The sequence below is a fragment of the Legionella genomosp. 1 genome (assembly GCF_900640215.1).
Classification (GTDB): domain Bacteria; phylum Pseudomonadota; class Gammaproteobacteria; order Legionellales; family Legionellaceae; genus Legionella_C; species Legionella_C quinlivanii_A.
Map to the genome: position 1 here is coordinate 1 of NZ_CAAAJH010000016.1, position 23,128 is coordinate 23,128.

The following is a 23,128-nucleotide window of genomic DNA, read 5'->3' on the forward strand; positions in this document are numbered from 1 at the left end:
AAACATTTTCTATCTACATCTGTAAAAAATGCCTATTTGATCACTAAGGCATCCAACCTGCAACTCTTTTATACATTTTCGTGGGGATAAATCAGATCCCGAGCACAGCGAGGGATCTCCCTGCAGTTGCACGCACTCCGCTCGGGCTGACGTGGGGAGTTACAATGACAGTTTATTGTTAAATTTCATATCAAATTTGCACATCATTTGACTAAGAATTATAAAATAAATACAATATGCCTGTCCTCGACTAACCAGACTGGCTAAGATGATTGAATTACTGATTGAGGCTGCACACGCGCTGGGTCACTTTTTGTTTGTTGTATTAAGTGGATTGAAACGAATTGGAGAAATTTGCTTTTATTTTACCCGGGATACATTTAGAGCACACTTCAACCTGATTGCTCAAAAGACCGCACCATTTGAGCAGGAAATTCTCAGGAAAACGCCTCCCAAGCCGTCTGACTTAAATATTTTGGGTCAACTTGCGCTAACCATCATTCCGGTAACCATTGTGAGCTGGATATTGGCATTAACCCTTGCACCGCTTATTTATAATTCAAGCCTGCTCCTCATCAGTTTTTTCATCCGGGCAACCAATCTGGCTCTTCTGGATATACCAGAGAAAAAATTACCTTCGCCCGAAGGCAGCATGCCCTGGTATCGGGTAGTTTATGGCCTGCCAGGATTGTTATTCGGCACAGCACTAGGCCTTGTATCAGCCGGAATTATCGGTCTTGCTCGCAGCGTTACCAACAGTTTTAAAACGATTCCGCATAGCTTTGCTTCTGTTGTCAATCTGGCCCTTGACGAAGACGATGAGTTTAAGGAATGGGGATTAAACCAGGACAAACGCCCTTTTGCCCAGAAATATATCCTGGGGGCTTTGGGCCTCCTCCTTGGAGGAATGGCGGGAGTCATTGGATTTGGAGTTGTCGGTATTGGGCGGGTTATTAGTAATTCCTTTAAAACCACGCGAGCTATTTTCATTTCAGAAATCAACCTGGTTCTGGATTCCGAAATTGAGGTAAAGGACAATCGTTCCTGGACGCAAAAATACTTATTAGGGGCGATGGGAATTCCATTTGGAGTTTTTTTAGGCACTGTGGGCTTCCTCACCATTGGTTTTTCTCGAATTATCAGCAACTCATGGCAAACAACTAGAGGTCTTGCGATTTCCGGCGCCAATCAGCTAAGACATTCCGATGAACAATTGTCGGGCGGATTATCAGACGATCACCGAAGTGCTCTGCATCGATACATTCTGGGCTTTCCGGGGCTTATCATTGGTGTCTTTGCCGCCCTATTGGCCATTGGCGTCAGCAGCATCAGGCGGATAATTATTGAAAGTGCCAAAACAACAGCTGCCGTTTTTATTGAAATAAGCCAATTCGCATTGGAAGAAGAGGAGGACGCCCATTCCCTTCTCCCCGATCTTCGACCCGAACGGCGCTTTGTTGATCGCTTCCTGTTTGGCGCTCCGGGGCTGGTGCTGGGTACTATCGCCGGAAGTTTATCTTTCCTCGTAATTATTGCTGCCCGAATAATAAAAAATTCAGCAGAAAGCGCAATCCTTAGCTTTGCCGCAGTGACCAATCTCGCACTGGATAAAGAGGACGAATTGGATGAAGGTAAACTTGTTAATGACAAACGAAGCTTTGCCAATCGATATATTTTAGGTGGATTTGGTCTTCTTTTAGGGACGGCTGCTGGAACACTCGGTTTTACAACCGTCCTTTTGGGCAGAATCATCCATAATTCAATTCAGACAGCAATTAGCGTCAGCGGTTCTGCTTACAAATTAGCCTTCAATCGTCAGAGCAATGCTGTTGAAGAGGATCAAAGACCAGGTTTTCATAAATATATCCTGGGTTTCCCCGGCCTGATAATGGGTTTGTTCACAGGTACACTGGCCTTTACTATCGGCTGCATCCAGCGAGTGATAAGCGAAAGCATCGTCTCACTGCAGGAAGCGTTTATTGTTGTGGTGAATCAGGCATTACCAGAGGCTGTGGAGCTTGACGATAGCAAACGACATCCAGTCGATCGTTTTATCTTTGGAGCTTTAGGTTTAGCCAGCGGGGCTATACTTGGTTTTGCAGGCTTTCTGGCCATTGGAATTGCCCGTGTCATCGTCAGCTCCGCAGAAAGTGCCGCGCATAGTTTTGCATCGGTAACTAATCTGGCACTGCATAAAGAAGACCGCTTTAAAACGTGGGGGTTAAAACAGGACAAACGTCCTCCTCATATCACCTATGGGCTGGGATTTCCCGGTATTATTATGGGTGGAATTGCCGGTATGGTCGGCTTTATTGATGTCGCTTTCGGGCGAATTATCAGCAATTCATTTCAAACGGCGTTCAGTCTCAGCGTTTCAGCAATTAATATCGTAGTGCATAAAGAAATTAAAGCCGGTCTGCAACATGAAACCCGCTCTCCCTTCCGTACCTATGTACTCGGCCTTCCGGGCTTAATCATTGGGGTGATTCCTGCGGCAATCAGTTTTCTAATCGCCGGTTTAAGACGAGTGATTATTGAAACCGCGAAGACCGGTAAAGAAGTTGCCGAACTCATTGTCGATAAAGCGCTTCCCGAAAACTTAAAGAATAAAAAATCAGCGCAGCAACGCCTGTTCTACGATATCTATCTTTTTGGTGCAGCGGGTTTTATTGTCGGTTCAGTCATCGGAGGCATGGGATTTCTTGCCGTCGGAGCAATTCGTGTTATCAGCAATTCACTGGAAAGCGCTTTTCGTCTGACGATAAGCGCTATCAATGCCGTGAATTATGATGAGGAGACTATTGCAGACGATTTGCAGCATGACCCTCGCAGTGGGGCACGCAAGTTTGGCTTTGGATTCCCCGGTTTAATTTTAGGAGGCATCACTGCGTCTATCGCCATACTATTTACAATCGCCAGGCGTATGGTGATTGAAAGCGCTATTTCTGGCAGTGTCGTATATGAAGCCGTGGTCAATGAAGCACGTTCGGTAAGAGTAAAAGATAGCGCGAAAACAGAAAGATCCTTAGTCAATCAGGTTTTAGGGCTGCCAGGCATCCTTGCAGGACTGGCAGTTGGTGCAATAGGTTTCTGTCTGATTGGAGCCAGACGCATACTGTCAAATAGCGCGGCAAGCTTCGTTCATGTCCTGATCTCTACGACTAATCTGGCACTTGATCCAGAAGACGAGAATACTGAATATGGATTAAAGAAGGACTCTCGCCCCTTTTTCCACACCTATGGTTTAGGATTATTTGGAGTAGTTCTTGGCGGGCTCGCCGGCGGATTGTCATTTTTGGCAATTGGCATGGGCCGGGTTATAAGCAACTCTTATACAACCGCAGTCAGTTTAAGCCTTTCAGCCTATTATCTGATAACCCCTGCTAACGGGAAAAAAGCAGGCCTTGATGATGACTCCCGCTCTGTTTTTAGAAAATTCATTCTAGGCTCTCCGGGTTTACTCATCGGAAGTATCAGCGCAGGACTTGCTATCCTGGCTGCAGTGACTCAACGAATCATTGTGGAAAGCGGGCACACCGCGGTTGAAAGCTTTATTTACCTGCAGAACTCCACCGTTCTTCCAGAGGAAGAAATTCCGCCGCCAGCAATTCCGCGTTCGTTCGCCAATCGCTTTATATTCGGTGCTCCGGGCCTCTTGCTTGGCGGAATCCCGGGCGCCTTTTTTGTAACGTTGTCCATTATGTCCCAAGTGGTCGCTAATAGCATTCAAAGCGGGAAATGGACTTACATTGTCGTTGCCAATCTGGGGTTGAGTAAAGAAAATGAATTCGATTATCCCGATAGACAAGAGGAAGCCAAGCGTTCTTTACTCAGTAAAAGTCTTCTCGGCTTACCGGGAATCGTTATCGGTTCGATTTTAGGAGCTATCACCCTGTTAACGATTGCCAGCGCTAAACTCGTCTACCATAATGCGCGAAGTTTTCTAAGCCTTTCCGGCTCGATCCTCAATGGCTCACTTGAATTACCTGTTTTCTCCGGCTTAGCTGGCGATAAGCGTGATAACTTATCCAAATCAGTGGGGGTCTTCGGCTATGGACTCGCTTTGGCCGCTGTCTTACCTGTTGGCGCCACCATTTTATTTTTCAGAAAAGTGGTGCCGGTGATCATAGCACTGGTGCTTGGCTTCGTTTGCGCGCCGTTAGTTGCCGCATTGAAGGGATTAGCTCTGGCCGCGAAAAAGCCGCGTTTTCAGCCAGACGTCCCTGCTGAAGATCTTAGAGAGCAGCAATTTAAAAATATTTACTCCTCATTAACTCCCTGGGGACAGCTTCCAGAGAACAGCCAGATTAAAAGCGATGGAAATGGCCGCAAAGGCGCTGTTTGCTTTACCCGTAAAGCATTAACCTTTAACACCTCAACCATGACAGAATACTGTCTTGATCAGTTGCTGGAAGCCTACCGGCGGAGCGCTGACAAAGAGAATTTCTTTGAACAGGAATTTCCACAGGAAGTTCAGAAAATCAAAGCGCATTATCAGGTATTCAGCTTTATTGAACTACAACAGGAAGTCGAGATGCGTGAAAGACAGATTGACGAGATTGCACAATTTGTAAAGGACTATGTGAACAGAAAGGTATCCCAGGTTCCCAACATCTATTCCAAACCCGAAAATTCCTGGTCCTCAGCATTCTGGGGTAAAGCCACTGCCGAGGAAGTTGAAGCGGATTCCGCTTTGCAATCAGGTGTTTTTATCTAATTTTCGCACACTCAGGTATCACCACTCTCAGCAAGGATGGTGATACTTGGCCTATAATAAAATACAACAGAGAAAGTTAATCGCTTATCAGGTCACTATAAAATTAAAGAAAAATAATTATCAGGGAAGACAATGAACGATTTTTTCTTGGGAATGATGTACCTGCCTATGGGTTTTCGCAGCCTTTTGACGAAAGGTTTGAAGCGTTTTGTTATATTGCCTGTATTGTTCAATTTTCTGCTTTTCTCAGGGTTATTTTTCCTTCTTTATCACTATCTTTTTCCCTATGCCTATTATTACCTGAACCAACTGCCAGCCTGGCTTCATTTTTTAAATGTGCTCTTTTTAATTATCTTTTGCATTAGCTTCTTTTTGCTTTTTCTCTCCATGTTTACGGTGTTTTTTAACATCATTGCGGCCCCGTTTAATGGCTTGCTCGCGGAAAAGGCGCAACTGCTGCTTTATGGACGCACTATTCCAAGCCTGGCCTTTAAAGACATTGTAGTTCGTACTATCAAACGTCAGGTGCAGTTTCTGGCTTATTTCTTGCCACGGTTCCTGGGAATGTGTCTGTTATTCTTTGTTCCGGTAATCCATCCGGTATATCCCTTTCTCTGGTTTTGGTTTAACGCCTGGATGCTAAGCGTTCAATATCAGGATTTTGCTATGGACAATAACCTCGTTGATTTCAGGGAAATGCGGCAAAAAATGAGGGGCAATCGCTTACTAAGCTTAGGTTTTGGCTTTTCAATAAACCTTGCCAGCTTTATCCCCCTTCTTAATCTTTTTTCCATGCCCGCCGCAGTGATAGGCGGTGTGATGCTTTTTTGCGAGCGTCATCCAGAATTTTTTGGAAAACACCTTGTATCTTCTAAATATGAATCATTTGAAAATCAATAATATTAAGGCAATTGTGCATTAGGTATTTAAATTGTCTCATATTTGATCTAAAATTAGGAGTATTACATTCTATAGGTTAGTCCAATGGCAATTCCAGATTTTTCTTCGCCGATTGCAGAAATAGCTAATTTTATCGGCCAAGAGGTCTATAAAAAAGCGTTTCCAACGCATAAAAAAGTCAATACCCCATTTGGTCAAGTTTTAGATAGAACCACCACGATTACGCCAAATACTCCAAGAGCTATACATGGTTTTGATAATGCAAATCGAGCTGCTGCCTTAATTCCTCATATTATCGACCTGATGAAAAGAAACATGGAGGCACTTCCAACTGACTGGCGTCACCAATTAGTGGAACTGAATGATGAAACGGTTAAGGCGCTGCAAATTGCAGCGTTGATGCGAGCAAGCGGGCGCCATTTTCTACCAGGTACTACTGAAAAATTTCAAAATAATCCTGATTATGGTAATGGAACCAACTATGCAGAGTATGGAGAAACCGAGTGTATAGCTATGCTAAAAAAGCTAAACACCCCATCTTCCATTGACTCTGCGGCCATTGCTCATGCCATTGTTGGTAATGAGTATGTGGGGGCCCATAATGCCAATAATCAGGTTGAAAAAATAAAAGCCGAGCACCAGACAAGTAAAAATGATATTTTTTCTTTAATACTCAATGTAGCAAACGTGCTTGAAACTACCAGGGACCGCTCTAAAAAAACTGTGGATCTCAATTGGACGCCCATTTTCAGAGAAATATCCAGGAATCCTCAAGGAAGAGCAGAATGTATGGATTTTGCCCGCCGCCATATTCAGCTTATTAGACAACAGCAGGGTTTTCTGATGACCACGGTTACGATGGACAAAGAAATTATCGCAAAAGGCACAGATAATCCTAATTATTACAATGGTCAGTCCATTCAAGATGCTCACGAGATGTTCGAGGCAGTAAATACTACCCATCATTATGCTCACAGTACAGCAATCGAAGAAGAGGAACAATTTGAGGATAGCAACTCACGTACCCCTCTTTTAACTAAAAATCTTAGTGTTAATGTTGATCCAGAGGAGGTCAGTGAGTTAAAGAAGTTTTATAAATATGCCGTAGCTCAGCAGAGTGCGGGACGCTCAAATCATAAGTTTGAGGCACAATCAGAAAATTATCAGGGCGCGAAAGGTGATTTCCTCAAAACAATTATTCTTATTAAATTAAAAAAGATTTTGGAAAAATGTGAGAATATCGATGCGTTTGAATCTAAATTAAGTGAAATAAAAGGGGAGAGGATTTAAAAATATTAAAAACTTCTCAAGGCTCTTTTTATTCCTTTTTTAATATTAAAACGACTTCTCTAACCGCGTTTGAAAAAATTGAACGTACTTTAAGAGAAAATTTCGAGAATCAGGCTAAGAGCACAGCCTCTGTAGATAAAAGCCTGTAATTCACTTTTGAAAAGCGCCTGTTTGCATGTAGCTTTCTTTAGCCCAGGAAATTATCTCCAGCCTTTAGTCAAATCAAATAGGGATTTTGATCATTGGCTGATGGCCTATCTTCTGACACAAAGCAAGCTCTGCCAAGATCCTGGTTAAATATAATATCATCAACATGTAAATGTTGTTTTATACCATTAACCTGAAAATTGTAATTATCATCCGATAGCAGTAATGTAAGTTTTGGCCCAGGAAAAAAGCTGGGAAACCCATGATGATTATTCCCATGAGCAAGTCCTGAATAAAAAAGATAGGGCTTGGATTGATGCTCGTTAATAAATATTCTGCGTGCATTTTCGTCAAAGATGGCATCCCTTTTTTTGTAATACGCATCCCAATCTTCTTTTGTGGGATGCCGAAAATACTCAGGGCTTCCCTCTCTGGCCTGCTTGCAGTCCAGTGCAACGACTCTGATTCCAGCCTGAATTGCTGCGATAGCAACAGTTCTTGTTTTATGATTGCCGCGAATTACGACAGAGTCTAAAGCGGCGACTCCTTCACTATTCAGGGCGCTATCAAACAGGTGTTGATCCTCATCGTCGGCAAATTCAAAGAAAAATGTCTCTATACCCATTTTCTTAAAATACTGAAAATTGGCGATCAGGAATTCTTTAGGGAAATTATGATCATGATGTTCATTAATGAAAATTCCTGGCGGAAACCCTTCGACAGAACTACTCTGAGTTAACTTTGCGATACATGCATCCAATTGTTTTAATTTCCGTACTTGCCCATCGGCAGCATTAAAAAAACGGTCTTTTGAAAATTTGGATTTCATGATAATGATCTCATTAATTAATGAGCGCTTTATCTTGTATTGGGCAGAAATGATCGGTTAGCGCCATTTAGAATTACTTCCCCAAACACGAACAGTGTCCAGGCAGCGCATCAAAGTTTGTGAGTGCAATTGCTTCATAATTCGAGCACAAATGAATTTAAAAAGACATTATGTAATTAAATTATGCTTAAAATCAAGTTTTTATAGAATTCAAACGCAAAGCTATCCCCCGCTGGCTCCGGGATTGAGATCAAGCGATTGTTCCTCGATAAGCTCTGGATTTGATTTGGTAATTTCTTCCCTGGCGGTTTTAAAGAAGGCATGGCCTGAGCTTTGGCCAAGAGAATGTCCTTTGGCTAGCGCCATTATGCCTAGTATTGCCAATCCGGGTAAGATTCCGGCTGCAACTACAAAGACAACAGCCTTCGCAACAAAATGATTCCAGCGTTCATCCCGATGTTGGCTTAACGACTTGTGACTGGAATCCAGCATCGTATAAAAATTGCTGACTCGTTCGCTATGATCAGGGGTTGACTCTCTATCATTGAGCTTCTCCAACAAGTTAACGGTTATGCTAAATTTTACAAGCAATTTATTATCTACCCCTGGATAATCTTTATTCAGAGCCTGTCTCCAGTTGTTTGGAACAGGCTCATTGGTTTTAGCTTGCTTTTGGATATCTTTCCATAGGTGCTGAAGGTAATTCTGCGTCAGGGGGGAAAGTTTTTTTTCAATCAGGATCAGACACTGGGCTTCTTCAATATCATTATATTTTGCTTTGAGCTGCGTATTGGCAGCTTTTTCCAGACCCAATGCCGCCACATTCACTTCTAAAACAGCGCTTTGTTTTTTAAGCTCTTCTTCAATGATTCCAATATGCTGATCCCTTCGATTGATTTTACCCTCCTGCTCCGCAATTAATTCCTCATTTTGTGCCAGAGAAGCTTGTTGCTCTTCTATTTTCTGTTGTAGCCTGGCAGTAACTTTTTCGAGTTCCCCTACTCGCTCATACTGCTGTTCAACCTCTCTTTCTTTGGCCAGCAGAGCCGGGTCAGGAGTTCCCAAAGCAATAGCCTGATAAGCCACATTGCTGTAAAACGTCTTATTAGTCTCTCCACAAATAGCCTCTACTTTCTTGAGAGGTATTTTTTCTTTGAAAATATAGTCCGCGGTGGACTGCTTCAGAATGGCCTGCTTATCAGATAATTCCCTTTGCATTTCTTTTAGATCGAGATCAAGATTAAACTCCTGGAAATCATCCAGACCGCGGATGAAATCATCCAGGGCCCGGTAAGTTTCCAGACTTTCCAGGATCTTTCTTTCCACAGAAGTACTTTCAGCCCGCTGATTCTCCAGGGTTTCCAGCATCAGCATATTGATTTGATCGATATACGGTAAGACTTGCGGGGACGAATGTCCTGTGCGGTAGGCATCCAGTTTCAGGTAATAGGTTTCAGTCAATAGCGCAAGCTTGCTGGCGGAAAACTGCTGCACTCTTGCAGATGAAATTTCCTGCTGCATTTCACGCAAAATTGCCTGAATTTCTTTTAGCTCTGCATTGTCGAGTTTAAGAACGGGTTCTAATTGTTTGAACAAATTATCCAGATGATAAAAGCGGTCAATCTCTTTGAACACCTTGGAACTTTGCTCAATAAGCATGGCCTGTTTGGTTTGAAGTGTTCCTTTTAATCCTTTTTGCAGCTCATCCAGAATATTCGCGGCAAGCGGATATTTTGTCGCTTCTTCACTAAAGGTTGCAAATGCCTGACTCACCGCATTAAACACCTCGCCACGCTCCTGGGCATTTTTAAATTCATTATTTAAATAGGCCTCACTGACTTCACGAATCAGAAACTTCAGTGCGTCTGACAACAGCTCTTGTCCTTGTTTTTCTTTCAATGCTAAGGCGAATTGATCCTGATGAACTGATTCTGAGATTAACTGCGGCTGGGACAACTGGTGCACATGCCTTGCCATAGTACTAAATTTCCTGGATGCATTTTCAATCATAGCGGCCAAAGTCGAATCTTCACCCAACTTCAGGAGATCATTTAAATAAAGCTGAGCATGTTCGTAATTGAGAAAATTCTCACCTATTGCTTCTGAAGCCACTGTACTTAGAAAAGTATCGTTATGGCCCTGATAGTGAATGATGCGATCATTTTTATTCAAACCGAACAGAGCCCAAATCCCCTGTTCCTGACCCAATACCGCATAGCCCGTATTATCAAAATGTTTGTAGGCCTCTCGATTTTTTACAATTTCGCTATAAGCAGCCAGGTATTCTTTTTCCAGTCTGGCTTTATATTTCGCCGGATCATTCCTTAAGGCAAGCAAGGGCGAAATCAGTTCTTTCATTTCCGCACTAATCGGCGCATTCTTAAGGTCCGTATCGGATTTAAACTCCACATTATTTCTTCGATAAAAGTCCAACAGTTTTAATACCAGCAGATCCTGAACATGTGTGGTCACCCCCTTCTCTTTGGGCACATCTCTGAATTGCTGATCCTTGGCATTCCCCGAGCCGGTTCCATGATGTCCTGGTAATGATGTAAGCTTAAATACGGTGTCTGGTGAATCACAGGCAGGAACGATGGCTTTAAAACAACGAGTCCGTTCATTTTGATACACATATTGTTCATAGTGCTTAACAATGGCCGGTATTCGATAAAAGCGAGGGTCAACCCAGGCAACTGGAGCTCCGTGATAACGGCCGCCAGGTACAGGATCAATAGTGAACATGGAAATTTTAGCGTCCTGGATATGCTTTCCCACATTTTCCAGATTGATCTTGCCTAGCCTTTCGGATAATTGCGTTGTGTTAAAAGCAGCTCGTGTATAGGGACAAGGGCTTTTTTTAATTTCCTCGATGAGATTGACAGGTAAAGGGTCTTGCTTGAATAAATTCTGAATGCGCTCCATTTCATGCGCTGATAAAATTCCCTGAACCGCACCACGACTGTGGGCTGCAATAGCGAAGTCTTTCTCGCCGCGGCTCAGCGCATCAATCATTGCGAGTACTCCGCGAGCGATGCGATCGCCCACTTCAGTACCTAAAGTCGTTGGCCCATCGATAAGAATTTGTTCATCGCTGACTAGATGCTCTACTTCATCGCTCATCAACTCATCACGCGGCGTGCCTGCCACCGCATTGGCACCACCGCTTAAACTTTCACCTCGCGGGTAAAAGGTATTAGTCCTTTGAGTATGTTTTGTATCGGTGCCCAGATAGGTGACTAGAAATGTCATGATGTACTACTGAATTACTATTTGTATTTATTTTAGTACTTTTTATAAAGAAAGACACAAATTAAGGCTGTAGACTCTCCAACCACATCAGAAATAAATTATCTTTATTGGCTTGTCTGATAGACTCAGCATTCACATTTAACCAGCGTTCTAATCGGCCATCACCCCAACTCGTGATAATTTCAGGAAAAATATAGTTTTTTTGACAAATCGTGGGCGTATGGCCTAATAATTCGGCAACTTCTTTTATTATGGATTTAATTATTGCAGCAGAGTCAGTCTCTGAAAATGAGGCGGACAGCAATCGGCAAAAGCTTTCCCGACTGGCAATCCAGGTGCGAAAATCCTTGGCGGTCAAAGGTAAACCAGTTAACGATTGAAGATAATAATTGATATCCTGGGAGGTGATACAGTTGACATTGTTATTTTCATCATAATATTTAAAAATTTCGTAACCAGGAATTTCTTCGCATTTTTTAAGGATTTTAATAATTTTTTTATTATCCAGAACTATTTCCCAGGCTTTGGAATTTTTCCCGGTGAAACTAAAGATAGCCTTGGAGCCATTGATGGAAAGATGTTTTTTTCTTAAGGTGGTAATCCCATACGTTTTGTTCTCTTTTGCATAGATTTTATTACCAATTCTGACCCCTGATTTATCCAGAAGATAAATGATGGCACAAATGATTTGCTTTTTATTTAGAGAAGGCGGTTTTCTTAGTTCATAGGCGATATGACTGCGGATGGTGGAAATAGCACGTCCAAAATCTGTCATGGAGGTGAATTTTAACCTGTCTCTGACCTCTCGCCACAAGGGATGATAATGATATTGTTTTCGATTTCGCGCATCCCGGCCAGTCGCCTGAATGTGCCCATTCGCGAAGGGACAGATCCATACGGAATGATAGGCAGGAGGAATTCTTAATGACTTAATCCGCTGTAATTCATCGCTTTGGGTAACCCGACTGCCATCGGGATAGTAAAATGCATAGCCTTTACCGCATTTTCGACGCCTTATTCCAGGAATTGAATCATTGACATAGCGAAGAGCCGCCATTCTGGCAATTTTTTCGCACTCCTCACTTGAATAAATCGAGTTGTCGCTAATGATATTCTCCGGTAATTCCTTAAATTAATTTTAGGCAATTCAGGCTTATCGGACAAATGAATGAGGACAAAAGGTGCTACTGGTAATGGCAGCCATTACCAGTCATGAAATTATTTCGAGCCGGCAGGAACCCAGGTTACTGTGCAATTGGTATAAACTGCTTCGGGTGCCGCTGGAGAATGATCCTTAATTGTTATATTGGCATCAACAACTAACTTGCCATCGCCTGCGGGGGTTCGCGTAGTCATATGGAACAAGGCATAGCAGCTATCGAGATAGGTTTGATGGTAATAATAACCATCTCCTATTAAAAACCAGTTTTTGGGCCCGTGACTATAGGAATTACTGGTTTGCGTCTTGTTTAATGTCGCGCAATGAGCGAGATCAAAAAAATCTGTAGTTGAAAAACATACTCTTAAGTAAGGGGGTCTGATAATCTCAGAGCTGGGATGAATGTTAAATTCTATAGTTTGTTTGAAATTGCCAGCAAATCCGGTTGTGGCAGCCATGAGTAAAGCGACTGAACTAAATTTCTTCATGATCCTTGAATTACGGCTTAATGGGTGGGATTAAAAATATAACAGCTAACTGAATTGTTTAGCAAGTAGATTCAGCGATGTGCTTAAAGTTCTATATCAGACTTGCAAATTTACTAGTATAATGAATATAAATCATTTTTATGCAAGGATTAGCGATGGAGTATCAAAAACTTAATCCGCTGGCATTGGCTATAACCACGAGTATGCTCGCGGGAATAGCAACTTTCTGTGCAGGCTTGCTGGCATTCTGGATGTATACAGGCAAACCCCTGGTGGCCATGTTTGGGAGCATGTACATTACTATCATCCCCACAATTACCAATGTCTGCATTGGAACTGCTTTAATTATCGTGGCAGGATTCCTGGCTGCTTATATTTTTTCCTGTGTTTATAATCTGGTTCTCGATTTTCTCTGATTCTTAAAGTCTTTTTTCCTGAAAAATTGTTAAGGTGTGTTGAGAGTTGCTCCTACCCTTAACATGTTGGGTCCTTGGCCCATAGCTTCAGGCTAAGAAGTAATGTTATCCCCTCTCCACCGCGCCCAGCGTGGGGGAAATGAATCGCTACGCGACCTTGTTTATAGCCCCCTCACCCTAACCCTCACTGCCATTAAGTTAAGCTCAATTGTATATTAAACTGTCATCCCCGCGAAAGGCGGGGATCCATCTCTGAGCTAGCCACAATGCCGACTGAGGAATAGATTCCCGCCTTTCGCGGGAATGACAGAAGTCCTTAACTTAATGGCAGTGCCTTCGGACTTTAGTTCTGATGAGTAAGTTCTTCCCATTCCTTTTCTTCTGGAATTGGCAAGGTGACCCAAAAAGTAGAACCAATACCAACCTCACTTTCCAGAGATATATTCCCCCCCATTCCTGTAACAATCTGGTTGACTATATAGAGCCCTAATCCAAGACCTCTTACTGCACTTTGATGATTAACTCGTTCAAACTTTTTAAATATCTTTTCTCTATTCTCTGGAGCTATACCAATTCCGAAATCCTGCACCATTATTTTTAATGTTCCAGCCTTATCAACAAGCAGCTGTACATTGACCGGATCCCCTTTTCCATACTTTAAAGCATTAGTAATTAAATTGGTTACTATCTGCTCCATCCTAAATGGATCCCAAGAGCCGACCACTGAAATGCCTTTGTAAGAAACTTTATTATCAAATCTTTTGGTTATTTTTAATAATAATTCATTAAGGTCTATTTTTTGAGGTTTGAAAAATAAAAACCCTTCTGAAATAACTGTCGTATCTAAAATTGATTCAATCAGGTTTTCGAAAGTTTCTATTTGTTCGAGCCAGGTATCGAATAATTTATTGCGCTTTATTTCCTCGAACTTTCCTTGTTCTATTAATATTTTACCTATCTGAGCATTCATTTTACTGCAGGTTAAAGAATTTTTTAATTCATGGCTTAAGAGTGATATCGCCTCTTCCCTTATACAAATCTCCTCTTTCAGCTCTTTTTGACCTTTCATAAGTGTTTTCTGCATTTCAATAGCTATATCAATAACACGAAGAAGTATTGGCTCTACAATTAAAAGCTCATCTTTGAAATTTGTCATTTGTACTCTTTGTTTTCTGAATTTAGTGGGACGTTTTCCAGCTACAGAAAACTGATTTTTTAGCATCTATCTACTTACATTGCAGTATGACGGATTAGGGAAAGTTTAAGAGGCTTATGTTCCGGAATAGAGTATTCTTTGGAGAAAATCGGGAGCTTTTGGGGTTTAGAAAACAAAAGATTTGAGCATCTGGAGATAGATTTTAAGATTCGCTTAAGATAAAAAATTGAATGATTAAAAAAACCGCCTTTTAAATATATAATGGCTGTCAAGTATACCCTTTTATCGAGATTGAATGATTAGAGTATACTAAAACAACAGGCATGTCTCGTTTCATTCTTCCCGAGTAACTATGCTGACACTAGCTCAGGGATGCGCTGGCTGGTTCCGGTAAATAAATATCTACTGACTTTGCGAGATCCGGACGGTCGAAAAAAGTTTTGTATTGTCGTCTATTCCATTGGTCCAAAAAATGATGAAGATGTCCGTCCAGCACGTTTTCAGTGTTTTTGAGCACCTGTTTTGCCATTATCAGAAAATCATCCATGCTTGCAAACTTGCCAGGAAGCGTCAGGAGCCTTCTGCCAATTTTTGCAGGCGTCCATTGCTTCCCTCTGGCAAGGTCTTTTTCCAAATCATAAATCAGCTGGCTAGTAGCGCAATTAATGAGTGCACTAATAAGAAAAGAAAAGCTCAATCCAAGCGGTGATGCCCCTAACAGCAAACGAACAGCCAGACAACTGGTATTAATTGCCATTGCACTGCCAAGAAGATAATTGATTATTGTCAATACAATCTGCTTTTTAAAAGCAGATACAATCTTTGAATCCTCCAATTTATAAGCGCCTATTAATGCTTTACACAGGAATAAAAAATCGTCTCGTTCAGGCTCTTGCTTTATATAACGAAGAAATTGTTTGCAAGAGCGTGCCTGTTCATAGCGGTATTGCTGTTTAATAGCTTCGAAGTGCTTAACCAGCTCGATTTTAAGGGGAGAGATCATTTTGGTATTGTCTATATAAAATTCCTTATATACCGCAATCTCGCTGTTGAATAAAGTATTTAGTCATAATTTAAACATGCCAGCGCTTCTTCTTGCAGCTCTACTTCATTTATTGCTAATGCACTGCAATAATCTAATGAGATTAAATCCCTCACATCTGGAATATACCGTTCGATATAAGCACATAGTAGATCTGCACGAAAATATACCTTATTGTCTCCTCTAATATTAAAGAAAGGAGAATTACATTGGGTATCGTGAAAGGCAAGAGGGTTGGGTTTGTTTTTATTAAATGACTCCAATTCTTGCTCTTTGAATACCAGGGGAGGAGAAATCAATCGCAACATAAAAGGCATCTGGAGCGGGGATTGAATTTCCTAAAGTATGGATTAAGTAATCCTTATTTATCATCGAAATTAATATTTGCCGGAATTGAACATGAATAGTAATGAATTGAAATCATTTTTAATGGTTTATGAGTATCGCTCGTTTTCTCTGGCGGCAAAGCGTCTTTATGTGGCGCAATCCACAATTAGTAAGCGCATTAATAATCTGGAAAATGAATTCAAAGTTAAACTATTTGAAACCAGGGGAAACATGCTTTTCCCAACACTCGAGGGGGAGCAGCTCATACCTTATGCTCGCTCGCTACTACATACGATGTGCAACGCGCTTGATAATTTTAAAAATCCAGACCTCTCTCAGATACCTGTAATTCTGGGAACCTCATCTTATCCCTCATTACGGTTTTTACCTTTATTTATCAATTATTTGATCAAAAATCAGATTTATTTCCCAAATTTTCAAATTAAGCAAATGCCCAAGTTAAATCTGGTATCCGCGTTACAAAACGGATTACTCGACATTGCCTTAACCTCAGAAGACTTAATGATTGACAATGAAATTCTATCTAATCAGCTCGAGGAAGAAGAGGTGTTTTTTATCGTATCGCCTACTCACGAATTGGCAAAGGAAAAAAATACCAGTTTACAAAAGCTATCACAATATCCATGCATTTTAACCGAACGAGGGTATTTTATTCGCGATAATTTGGAACTTACTCTCCTTAGTCAGGGGCTAAGTCTCATTGTGGAGCATGAGTTGCTTTCTTTAGATGCAATAAAACAACTTGTGAAAACTGGTCTGGGTTGGAGTGCTTTACCCGCCCAGTATTTCGATGACGATTTGGTTAAACTAAACATTAAAGATTATTCTCAAAAAATAAAACTAACCTGGTACTGTCACAAAAATCGCGCCAGCTCTAAAATCATTCAATATGTTGGCCAATTGCTAAAAGAATCCCTTGAGCATATTTACCCCAAGGGAAATAGCAGCACGGTTATTGCTCAAACACATTTAGAGATTAGAACTATTCCTGAAAGGAATTCAACGACTTATTAAATGCACCCACTTTAGTTGACATCACTCGGCAAACAAAGCTGGATGAATTACCTCCCAGTCCTCATACCATAGTGAATACTATCGCTTTCATCAGAATCCAAATCACATTGTTCTTTTTGGTCTAGTTCAATCGGTTTAATGCACTCGGGCGGGATATTATCGAAACAGATATAACTGTCGTCGTCTTCCGGATCTGTTTCTACATCGTAATGCTCAGGATCAATATCGATTTCTAAATATTTAACCCCTACGTTAAAACTGTCTTTTATCAGTTCACTATAGAAAGTAACATTACTCTTACTTGTGAAGTGAATACAGGGTTTTTTCCTATAGTGACTTGCTTTTGGTTCAGAGCCGTAAATATGAGCATAGTCGATTTTATGGTCTAAACCATATTTATTTTTGCCGCGCTGATTTATACGTAAGCCTTCGTTTTTGATTTTTTTGTAATTAGCAAGAGCAGTTGCATGGTAAAATTTCATTATAGAGACCTCAAACACCCAATAAGATCTATTTTAATTCTATTTGACTAAATATCATATAGACAAATTACAAATAAAATGCCAGATAAATTGAGTATTTTCTCCCGATATCGAAACCTGGCTTGTGAATACATAGAAATGAGGTGCCTAGATGTTATATTTTAGAGAGCTTTACTAAGTCAGGAAGAGAACCAATGTCAACACGCCCTATGTCTATTAAAAAAATCAATAGACCAAATACCGAGTTCATTAATAAAGCGCTTCCAGGGTTTCACTATTCCGATACATTTTCAGGAGTACTTTCTGCTGACTCAAATCATTCCATTGAAAGCATAGCAAAACTATTTTTTAATTCTTCACCTCAATGGGCACGAAAGCTGCTGCATCTCAGAAACAGGCTAGTAGGCTGGTGCGGTTTGAAAACAAGGGATATACCATTAAATAAAGAGCTCGAGATTAATTTGATCATCGGAAAAAGGGTCGGACTCTTTAAATTGCATGACTTTACCGACGATGAGTTACTTTTTGGGGAAGATGACAAACATTTGGATGTGAGGATGATTATCCAACGAACAACCCGAAGCATTCAGCTAACTACCCTTATTCAATATAAAAATGCCTGGGGAAAGCTTTATTTCACTATAATCAGGGTTTTTCATCAGCAGATTATTAAATCCCAGCTCAGAAATCTGATCACACAATTGAATTATGACGAGAATAAAAAGGTATAGGTCCAGGAAAATCTCTCATTAGATTGACTTATCCCATTAGAGAGTGATATTCTAACACTAGCTTGAAAATGTCTATTTTATACTCTCAAATCGTCGATTTATTCATTTAATCCCTCATTCGTTAGTTTTTAATTTTTGATCTGTTCCGGCTAAAATTCGCCTTTACGGCATTATAAATAAACACTATTAAAGGATACTTATGTCTAAAACAGTAACTGGAGTCGTTAAATGGTTCAACGAATCTAAAGGATTTGGTTTTATTGAGCAAGAAGGCGGCCCAGACGTCTTTGCTCATTTTAAAGAAATTCAAGGTTCTGGATTCAAAACTCTAACTGAAGGTCAGCGGGTACAATTCGTTGTTACGCAAGGTGCCAAAGGTCTTCAAGCGGAAAATATAACAGCTATTTAATTAGTTATGCCCTCATTCCGCTGTAAAGCTTTAGCCGAACCATTGAGATTCGGCTAAAACTTTTTATCGCTTCAATTGCGCGAATAAACAGCAACCATGAGCTCATGGTTGAGACTTATTTTGATCAATATTTTGTTCTTCACTCTCTTTCGGTGACACCTTTTCTGCTACTTGTTTCCATATCGTAAATGTTAAACTTTTTTTCTTCTCTAATGTATGAATAAATTTTTCTTTGGCTTTTTCCAGGTCCTCACAAAAAATAGGGTCTTTATCGAGTTGCTGGATGACAGGAGTAAGCAAATCAGGGTTGGCTTTATATAAATTGGAAAGTATGTAGAAGACAGTTGACGCCTTCGCTTGATCAAGCTGGCTGAATATTTCTTTGAACGCTTCGATTACTGCTGGATTTTTAGCAAATTCTTCGCGATCACTCAGGGAGTCAGGCATTAAATTCTCGGAAGAAATTTCATTGATATACTCAAAAAAAATCTCCGATTGTAATGCCAGTAATTTACTAATATGCTCATCCGTCATCTTGTTCTGAAGACGCAGCATTTCTGTTTGTAAAAGTGATTTATATCTAGATAGACTAGTAGAATAGTAAAGCGTCGCATACAGCGGTTTATAGTCCAATTCCCAATACTTAGGCACATCTATAAATCGGTGTTTGCAGCGTTTATTTAACTCTAGTGCTTCACCAAGAAATTTCCTGGTTATTGTACTGTTCTTAACAAATGTGTTGGCTTTCTTTTTGCCAAGGTATTCTCTTAATCTTGACAAGCCGGGAACCTGAGAAGCCCCTTGTTCCATAAATTTCGTCATTGAATGGACAAGGCGCTCGAAGTGCTTTGGATTACTCGGCATACCGTGGCCTTTATTAATATGAGAATTGAGAACAGCTGCACTCCCTATTGGTGTGGTAACCAGGGTGGCCAGCTCGGCTGTATTTTTCTGACGAAATTTTTTATAAAAATCCAGGGTCACACTGACGACAACATTATTATCATCCATATTATGCAGTAACAAAACAGGTTCAGTGATTTTTTCAATTTCATTATCTTCTGCAGGATTCAGATAAGCAGCGAGTTCTTCCCTTGATAGAAAATCCATTTCGCCCTCCTTTTGACCAGACAGGACTCCACTCCGTGAAATATAACCATCAAATGTTTTTGGATACAGTTCAGCATGTCTCATCGTCATTAATCCACCGAAACTAGCACCTGTGAGAAAAAGAGGTTTATCCCTTAAAGCGGATAAGCGAGTATCAATTGATTCCGGTTTATCTTTGATAACAGTATAAAAATAATTCACACAGGCCTGGATTTTCCTGAAAAGTTCCTCAGGCATCTGCCCTTGAAAGACCTCCAGTTCTAATAAATCAGGTAAGTTCAACATTATAATGACTACATTTTTCTCAAGCAAAGCCTTATTTAAAGCCTTATTTGATGGTGATAAGTTAGAACCCATAGGTGTATAAGCAAATTCCTGTTTATCATTGGTTTGGTGACCTCCATATATTACTACCAGAATTTTTTTTGTTTCATCATTACCATGTGGAAAGCGTATATTGTATCCAATGGGTGTATCGTTAAACTTCAGTGCTGCTCCCTTTCTACAGCTAATATCAGGATACAGCGATAGGTTCTTTAATTCATTATTTAAGTCATAACCATCATTATTGTAGATAACATCAAAAATGACTTTTCCTTCTTCTGCAGAGGAATCCTGCTTGTTGGTGTTTGCTTCGTCCTCATTCTTTTGTTCTGTAAGAAAAACCATTTGAGGTATCCGACTAGTAAACTCTTTATAAAGATACGCTTGAATCTGTATAAAAACTTTTCTATCTACCGGCTTTTTTTCTTCATTCAGTACGCTAAGTAAATAGGATAAATCGGCCTCACTAAACGAAGCGGGAATTTTGGCACCTTTTTCGAGTAATCGGAGAATAAGTTCCTTATCTTTCTTTTCCAGAGCATGAATTAAGGGTTTATGATTAGGAACATTAACATCAATATCACTTCTGGCAAGCAGACGTTTAATACTATCATCCACCCAGGGTTTATATTGGGATTTTTCTTTTATCAGATAGCTTAATAAAGACTGCTGTGCCACCTCCAATCCGAAAAAATTGGATGTATAAACAGTATTTAAGCCAGGATAATTTTCATCGCTAAGCAGTCTCTGGAAAAATGGCTCGGACTTCGTACGAGATTGAAAGCTATTCACTTTCTCATACAATTGAAGTACTAGCGGCTTTGTATCATTTCTGGACGATATATTCTGCTTAAGGGCAGAAAATTTTACCAGGGTAGCGAAGGTATTATCGTCATAGTTTTCAAATAAGTGTTTCTCAAGATCAGGCATTAAGAATTGCAGGACATCAGCATCAACCGGAATCTCCCCTGTTTCCAACTTCTTCCTGACAAAATTTATCGCATCTATCTGTTCTCTACGCTTCAACATTAATAATACAGGCACCCCTAAAACCCCTGACCTGAAATATCCAAGTAAGGTTTCATTTGTTAATTCGTTATTGTTTATAATTTTCCTTAAGGCGAGTGTATTTGATACTTTCGGGCCAGGAGCCTCTTTAAGAAAAGATGCAAATATCGCGGCGGCCTTTTTTTGTTCTTGACTGACCATTTCATCTGGCAGCGTGGAATCTCTTTGAATGGCATAGTGGAGGTAGTCACTGACTCCTGACTCCAGCTTTAACTGACTAAATAACTCGGCAAATTGTTCAATCTCAGGTGTTTGCGCAGTCTTTGGCAATTTTTGGTAGAAAAATTCGATAAGCGGATAAGAAGGTAGGGAGGGCGTTTCAATTTGCGAAAGATACTCAACAAAGACTTTCATTTCCTCTTGTTTGTCTTTAAATCTATCCAAATATAGAATTAAGGAACCCTTCTTTTCATCCTTGTCATTTTTTTCAACCTCTTTTTGTATGCTTAATAAATTAGCCAGCGGATATCCGGCATCTAAAATAGCATTAACTATAATCGTATAGTGATCATCCCAGGGACGTCTCCCCTGACCAGGATATTGGCGTGACTCAAGTATAAGCTTTACCATATCATCGGTTGGCTGCGTACCGCCCCATAATGAAATAATCTTCTCTGCTATCTCAGGAGAATTGGAAGCACGAAAGTGAGAAATAAGGTGTTTTAAATCCATCGTTACCACTGCTTTTCAGAGCACTATGTATTGATTATATACAATTGCCCGCATTTAACACCATGTTAGTCATATTGACTATAATCAAACCAGTTATTTTTATCCTGACGATATACAGCAGACATCTCATTTAAGTGATGGGCTAAAATCATCAATACGTTCTGCCCCAGTGAAGTTAGCCGAACCATTGAGATTCGGCTAAATATGCTTACCTCTTCAATTGCGCGAATAAACTCAAGGTTTCCCCCTTGGAAATCAATCCTACTGAACTTAAATTGCCAAGCAATTGCCCTTGCTCATCATAAAATAGCATTGTCGGAGTGCCATAAATGTGAAACGCTTCGCGAATTTTAGCAACTTCTTCTGATTTCTCACCGATTTCCACCCGCAAATTGACAATGCCTTGCATGGCATCAATAACGTCGGCCTGGCTGAATACCTGCTTATCCATCTCCTGGCAATCGCTGCACCAATCTGCTGAGAAATCTATGAATACCTTATTATGACTTGCCTTGGCATCAGCCAGCCTGGTGTTAATTGCATCAAGCGTGGACACCCTGATAAAGGGAGACTGACTAATCGGCTCGGCAACTGAAACAGGCGTAAGCAGTTGATAGGCTATTGCTCCCGACCCCATCAGCGATAGTAAGGCAAATCCTTGTAGAATCCGCCCTCCCAAGCGGGTTTCCTTACGAAAGGCGCCCAAAATCCATCCCGCAATTAGCAAAACCAGGATCCAGAGTAAATCAGCCCAGAAGCTTGGCACGACACGACTTAACAGCCAGACCGCCATAGCAAACATCATAAGCGCAAACAGTTGTTTGATGCGAATCATCCAGGGGCCCGAAGCAGGTAAAAAACGGCCATAACCTGCACCGACAAGCAACAAAGGCAATCCCATTCCCAGAGCCAGAACAAAGAGTAAAAGCCCTCCCTGCGCAACCTGCCTGCTTTCTGCAATATACGTTAAAATCCCAATCAGAGGCGCTGTTACACAAGGCGATACAACCAGAGTTGAAATCGAGCCCATTAAAGCTGAGGAAATGATTCCTTTACGACCTGAACTCTTGTGAGAAAAGCGCATGAAAGCTGGAAGTCGAAATTCAATGACTCCCAGTAACCACAGGCCCATTAGCGTCAATAAGATACTAAAGCTTCCAATAACCACAGGCTGCTGCATTAAGGTTTGCACTGTTGCCCCAAACCAGGCAGCCAGCATTCCCGCCAGCGCATAAGTAAGCGCCATGCCCAGCACATAGGCTAAAGACAACTTAAACGCTTCACGCCCGCTGTTAGCTCCCTGCCCGGTGATAATACTGGATAATATTGGCACCATCGGTAAAACACAGGGCGTAAATGCCAGCAGCACACCTAAACCAAAAAAGACACTTAGATACAATACGGGACTATTATTCTGGATGAAACCCACGGCAGCCATAGGATTTCCAGCAAAGCCTGTCGCAAAAGCAGAACAAGAGAGTAATGCCATACATAATGACAAAATCAGTTTTTTCATTTTGATTCCTTAATAAATTATTTTCATTATTTTGTAACTCCCTGGTTGTGGATAAGTTTGA

The 23,128-nt window shown here is 40.9% G+C and carries 16 protein-coding genes and 1 pseudogene; 7 read left to right on the forward strand and 10 right to left on the reverse strand.

Annotated elements, in window-relative coordinates:
* Window positions 1-268 precede the first annotated feature (268 nt).
* The 3 genes and pseudogenes from E1O89_RS12990 (at window position 269) to E1O89_RS13000 (ending at window position 7,056) form a co-directional block, all read left to right on the forward strand.
* Window positions 269-4,717, forward strand: a complete 4,449-nt coding sequence (locus E1O89_RS12990; protein WP_133140514.1) for a hypothetical protein — start codon at window positions 269-271, stop codon at window positions 4,715-4,717.
* Window positions 4,718-4,849: 132 nt separating this feature from the next.
* Window positions 4,850-5,617 carry a sulfate transporter CysZ gene (gene cysZ / locus E1O89_RS12995; protein ID WP_133140515.1) on the forward strand — a complete coding sequence of 256 codons (768 nt, stop codon included), beginning with the start codon at window positions 4,850-4,852 and terminating at the stop codon, window positions 5,615-5,617.
* Window positions 5,618-5,701: 84 nt separating this feature from the next.
* Window positions 5,702-7,056: pseudogene (locus E1O89_RS13000) on the forward strand (SidE phosphodiesterase domain-containing protein).
* Between the two features lie 68 nt (window positions 7,057-7,124).
* Here E1O89_RS13000 and E1O89_RS13005 read toward each other — a convergent pair.
* The 4 genes from E1O89_RS13005 to E1O89_RS13020 form a co-directional block, all read right to left on the reverse strand.
* Window positions 7,125-7,883, reverse strand: a complete 759-nt coding sequence (locus tag E1O89_RS13005; RefSeq protein WP_133140517.1) for a hypothetical protein — start codon at window positions 7,881-7,883, stop codon at window positions 7,125-7,127.
* Between the two features lie 222 nt (window positions 7,884-8,105).
* Window positions 8,106-11,132 (reverse strand): hypothetical protein, encoded by a 3,027-nt coding sequence (locus tag E1O89_RS13010; protein ID WP_133140518.1) that lies wholly within the window; start codon window positions 11,130-11,132, stop codon window positions 8,106-8,108.
* A 61-nt stretch (window positions 11,133-11,193) separates the two neighbouring features.
* Window positions 11,194-12,189, reverse strand: coding sequence for a DNA topoisomerase IB (locus E1O89_RS13015; RefSeq protein ID WP_133140519.1), 996 nt, complete (start codon window positions 12,187-12,189; stop codon window positions 11,194-11,196).
* Between the two features lie 161 nt (window positions 12,190-12,350).
* Complete coding sequence (locus E1O89_RS13020; RefSeq protein ID WP_133140520.1) at window positions 12,351-12,779, reverse strand: hypothetical protein; 429 nt, start codon at window positions 12,777-12,779, stop codon at window positions 12,351-12,353.
* A gap of 155 nt (window positions 12,780-12,934) precedes the next feature.
* Here E1O89_RS13020 and E1O89_RS13025 point away from each other — a divergent pair, with 155 nt between their 5' ends.
* Complete coding sequence (locus E1O89_RS13025) at window positions 12,935-13,195, forward strand: hypothetical protein (RefSeq protein WP_058506229.1); 261 nt, start codon at window positions 12,935-12,937, stop codon at window positions 13,193-13,195.
* 343 nt (window positions 13,196-13,538) lie between these two features.
* Here E1O89_RS13025 and E1O89_RS13030 read toward each other — a convergent pair whose 3' ends face one another.
* The 3 genes from E1O89_RS13030 to E1O89_RS13040 all read right to left on the reverse strand — a co-directional run bounded on the left by E1O89_RS13030 (window position 13,539) and on the right by E1O89_RS13040 (window position 15,701).
* Window positions 13,539-14,351, reverse strand: coding sequence for a sensor histidine kinase (locus E1O89_RS13030; RefSeq protein WP_262337522.1), 813 nt, complete (start codon window positions 14,349-14,351; stop codon window positions 13,539-13,541).
* Window positions 14,352-14,712: 361 nt separating this feature from the next.
* Complete coding sequence (locus E1O89_RS13035) at window positions 14,713-15,354, reverse strand: hypothetical protein (protein ID WP_133140522.1); 642 nt, start codon at window positions 15,352-15,354, stop codon at window positions 14,713-14,715.
* Window positions 15,355-15,413: 59 nt separating this feature from the next.
* Entirely contained in the window at window positions 15,414-15,701 is a 288-nt protein-coding gene (locus tag E1O89_RS13040; protein ID WP_133140523.1) for a hypothetical protein, read from the reverse strand.
* 91 nt (window positions 15,702-15,792) lie between these two features.
* On the opposite strand from E1O89_RS13040, the gene E1O89_RS13045 reads away from it, so the two are divergent.
* Window positions 15,793-16,755, forward strand: coding sequence for a LysR family transcriptional regulator (locus E1O89_RS13045; protein WP_133140524.1), 963 nt, complete (start codon window positions 15,793-15,795; stop codon window positions 16,753-16,755).
* 47 nt (window positions 16,756-16,802) lie between these two features.
* Here E1O89_RS13045 and E1O89_RS13050 read toward each other — a convergent pair whose 3' ends face one another.
* The gene (locus E1O89_RS13050) at window positions 16,803-17,237 is read right to left on the reverse strand and encodes a hypothetical protein (RefSeq protein WP_133140525.1); all 435 of its coding nucleotides are present in this window, start codon (window positions 17,235-17,237) and stop codon (window positions 16,803-16,805) included.
* Between the two features lie 194 nt (window positions 17,238-17,431).
* Between E1O89_RS13050 and E1O89_RS13055 the strand changes: the two genes are divergently transcribed.
* Window positions 17,432-17,968, forward strand: coding sequence for a DUF2867 domain-containing protein (locus E1O89_RS13055; protein ID WP_133140526.1), 537 nt, complete (start codon window positions 17,432-17,434; stop codon window positions 17,966-17,968).
* A 199-nt stretch (window positions 17,969-18,167) separates the two neighbouring features.
* Window positions 18,168-18,377: a cold-shock protein gene (locus E1O89_RS13060; protein WP_112219126.1), complete on the forward strand. Its 210-nt coding sequence runs from the start codon at window positions 18,168-18,170 to the stop codon at window positions 18,375-18,377.
* A 102-nt stretch (window positions 18,378-18,479) separates the two neighbouring features.
* Here E1O89_RS13060 and E1O89_RS13065 read toward each other — a convergent pair whose 3' ends face one another.
* Both E1O89_RS13065 and dsbD read right to left on the reverse strand, forming a co-directional pair.
* A complete protein-coding gene (locus E1O89_RS13065; protein ID WP_133140527.1) occupies window positions 18,480-21,551 on the reverse strand; it encodes an alpha/beta hydrolase family protein in 3,072 nt (1,023 codons plus the stop codon).
* A gap of 208 nt (window positions 21,552-21,759) precedes the next feature.
* Complete coding sequence (gene dsbD / locus E1O89_RS13070) at window positions 21,760-23,067, reverse strand: protein-disulfide reductase DsbD (RefSeq protein WP_133140528.1); 1,308 nt, start codon at window positions 23,065-23,067, stop codon at window positions 21,760-21,762.
* Between the last annotated feature and the right edge of the window lie 61 nt (window positions 23,068-23,128).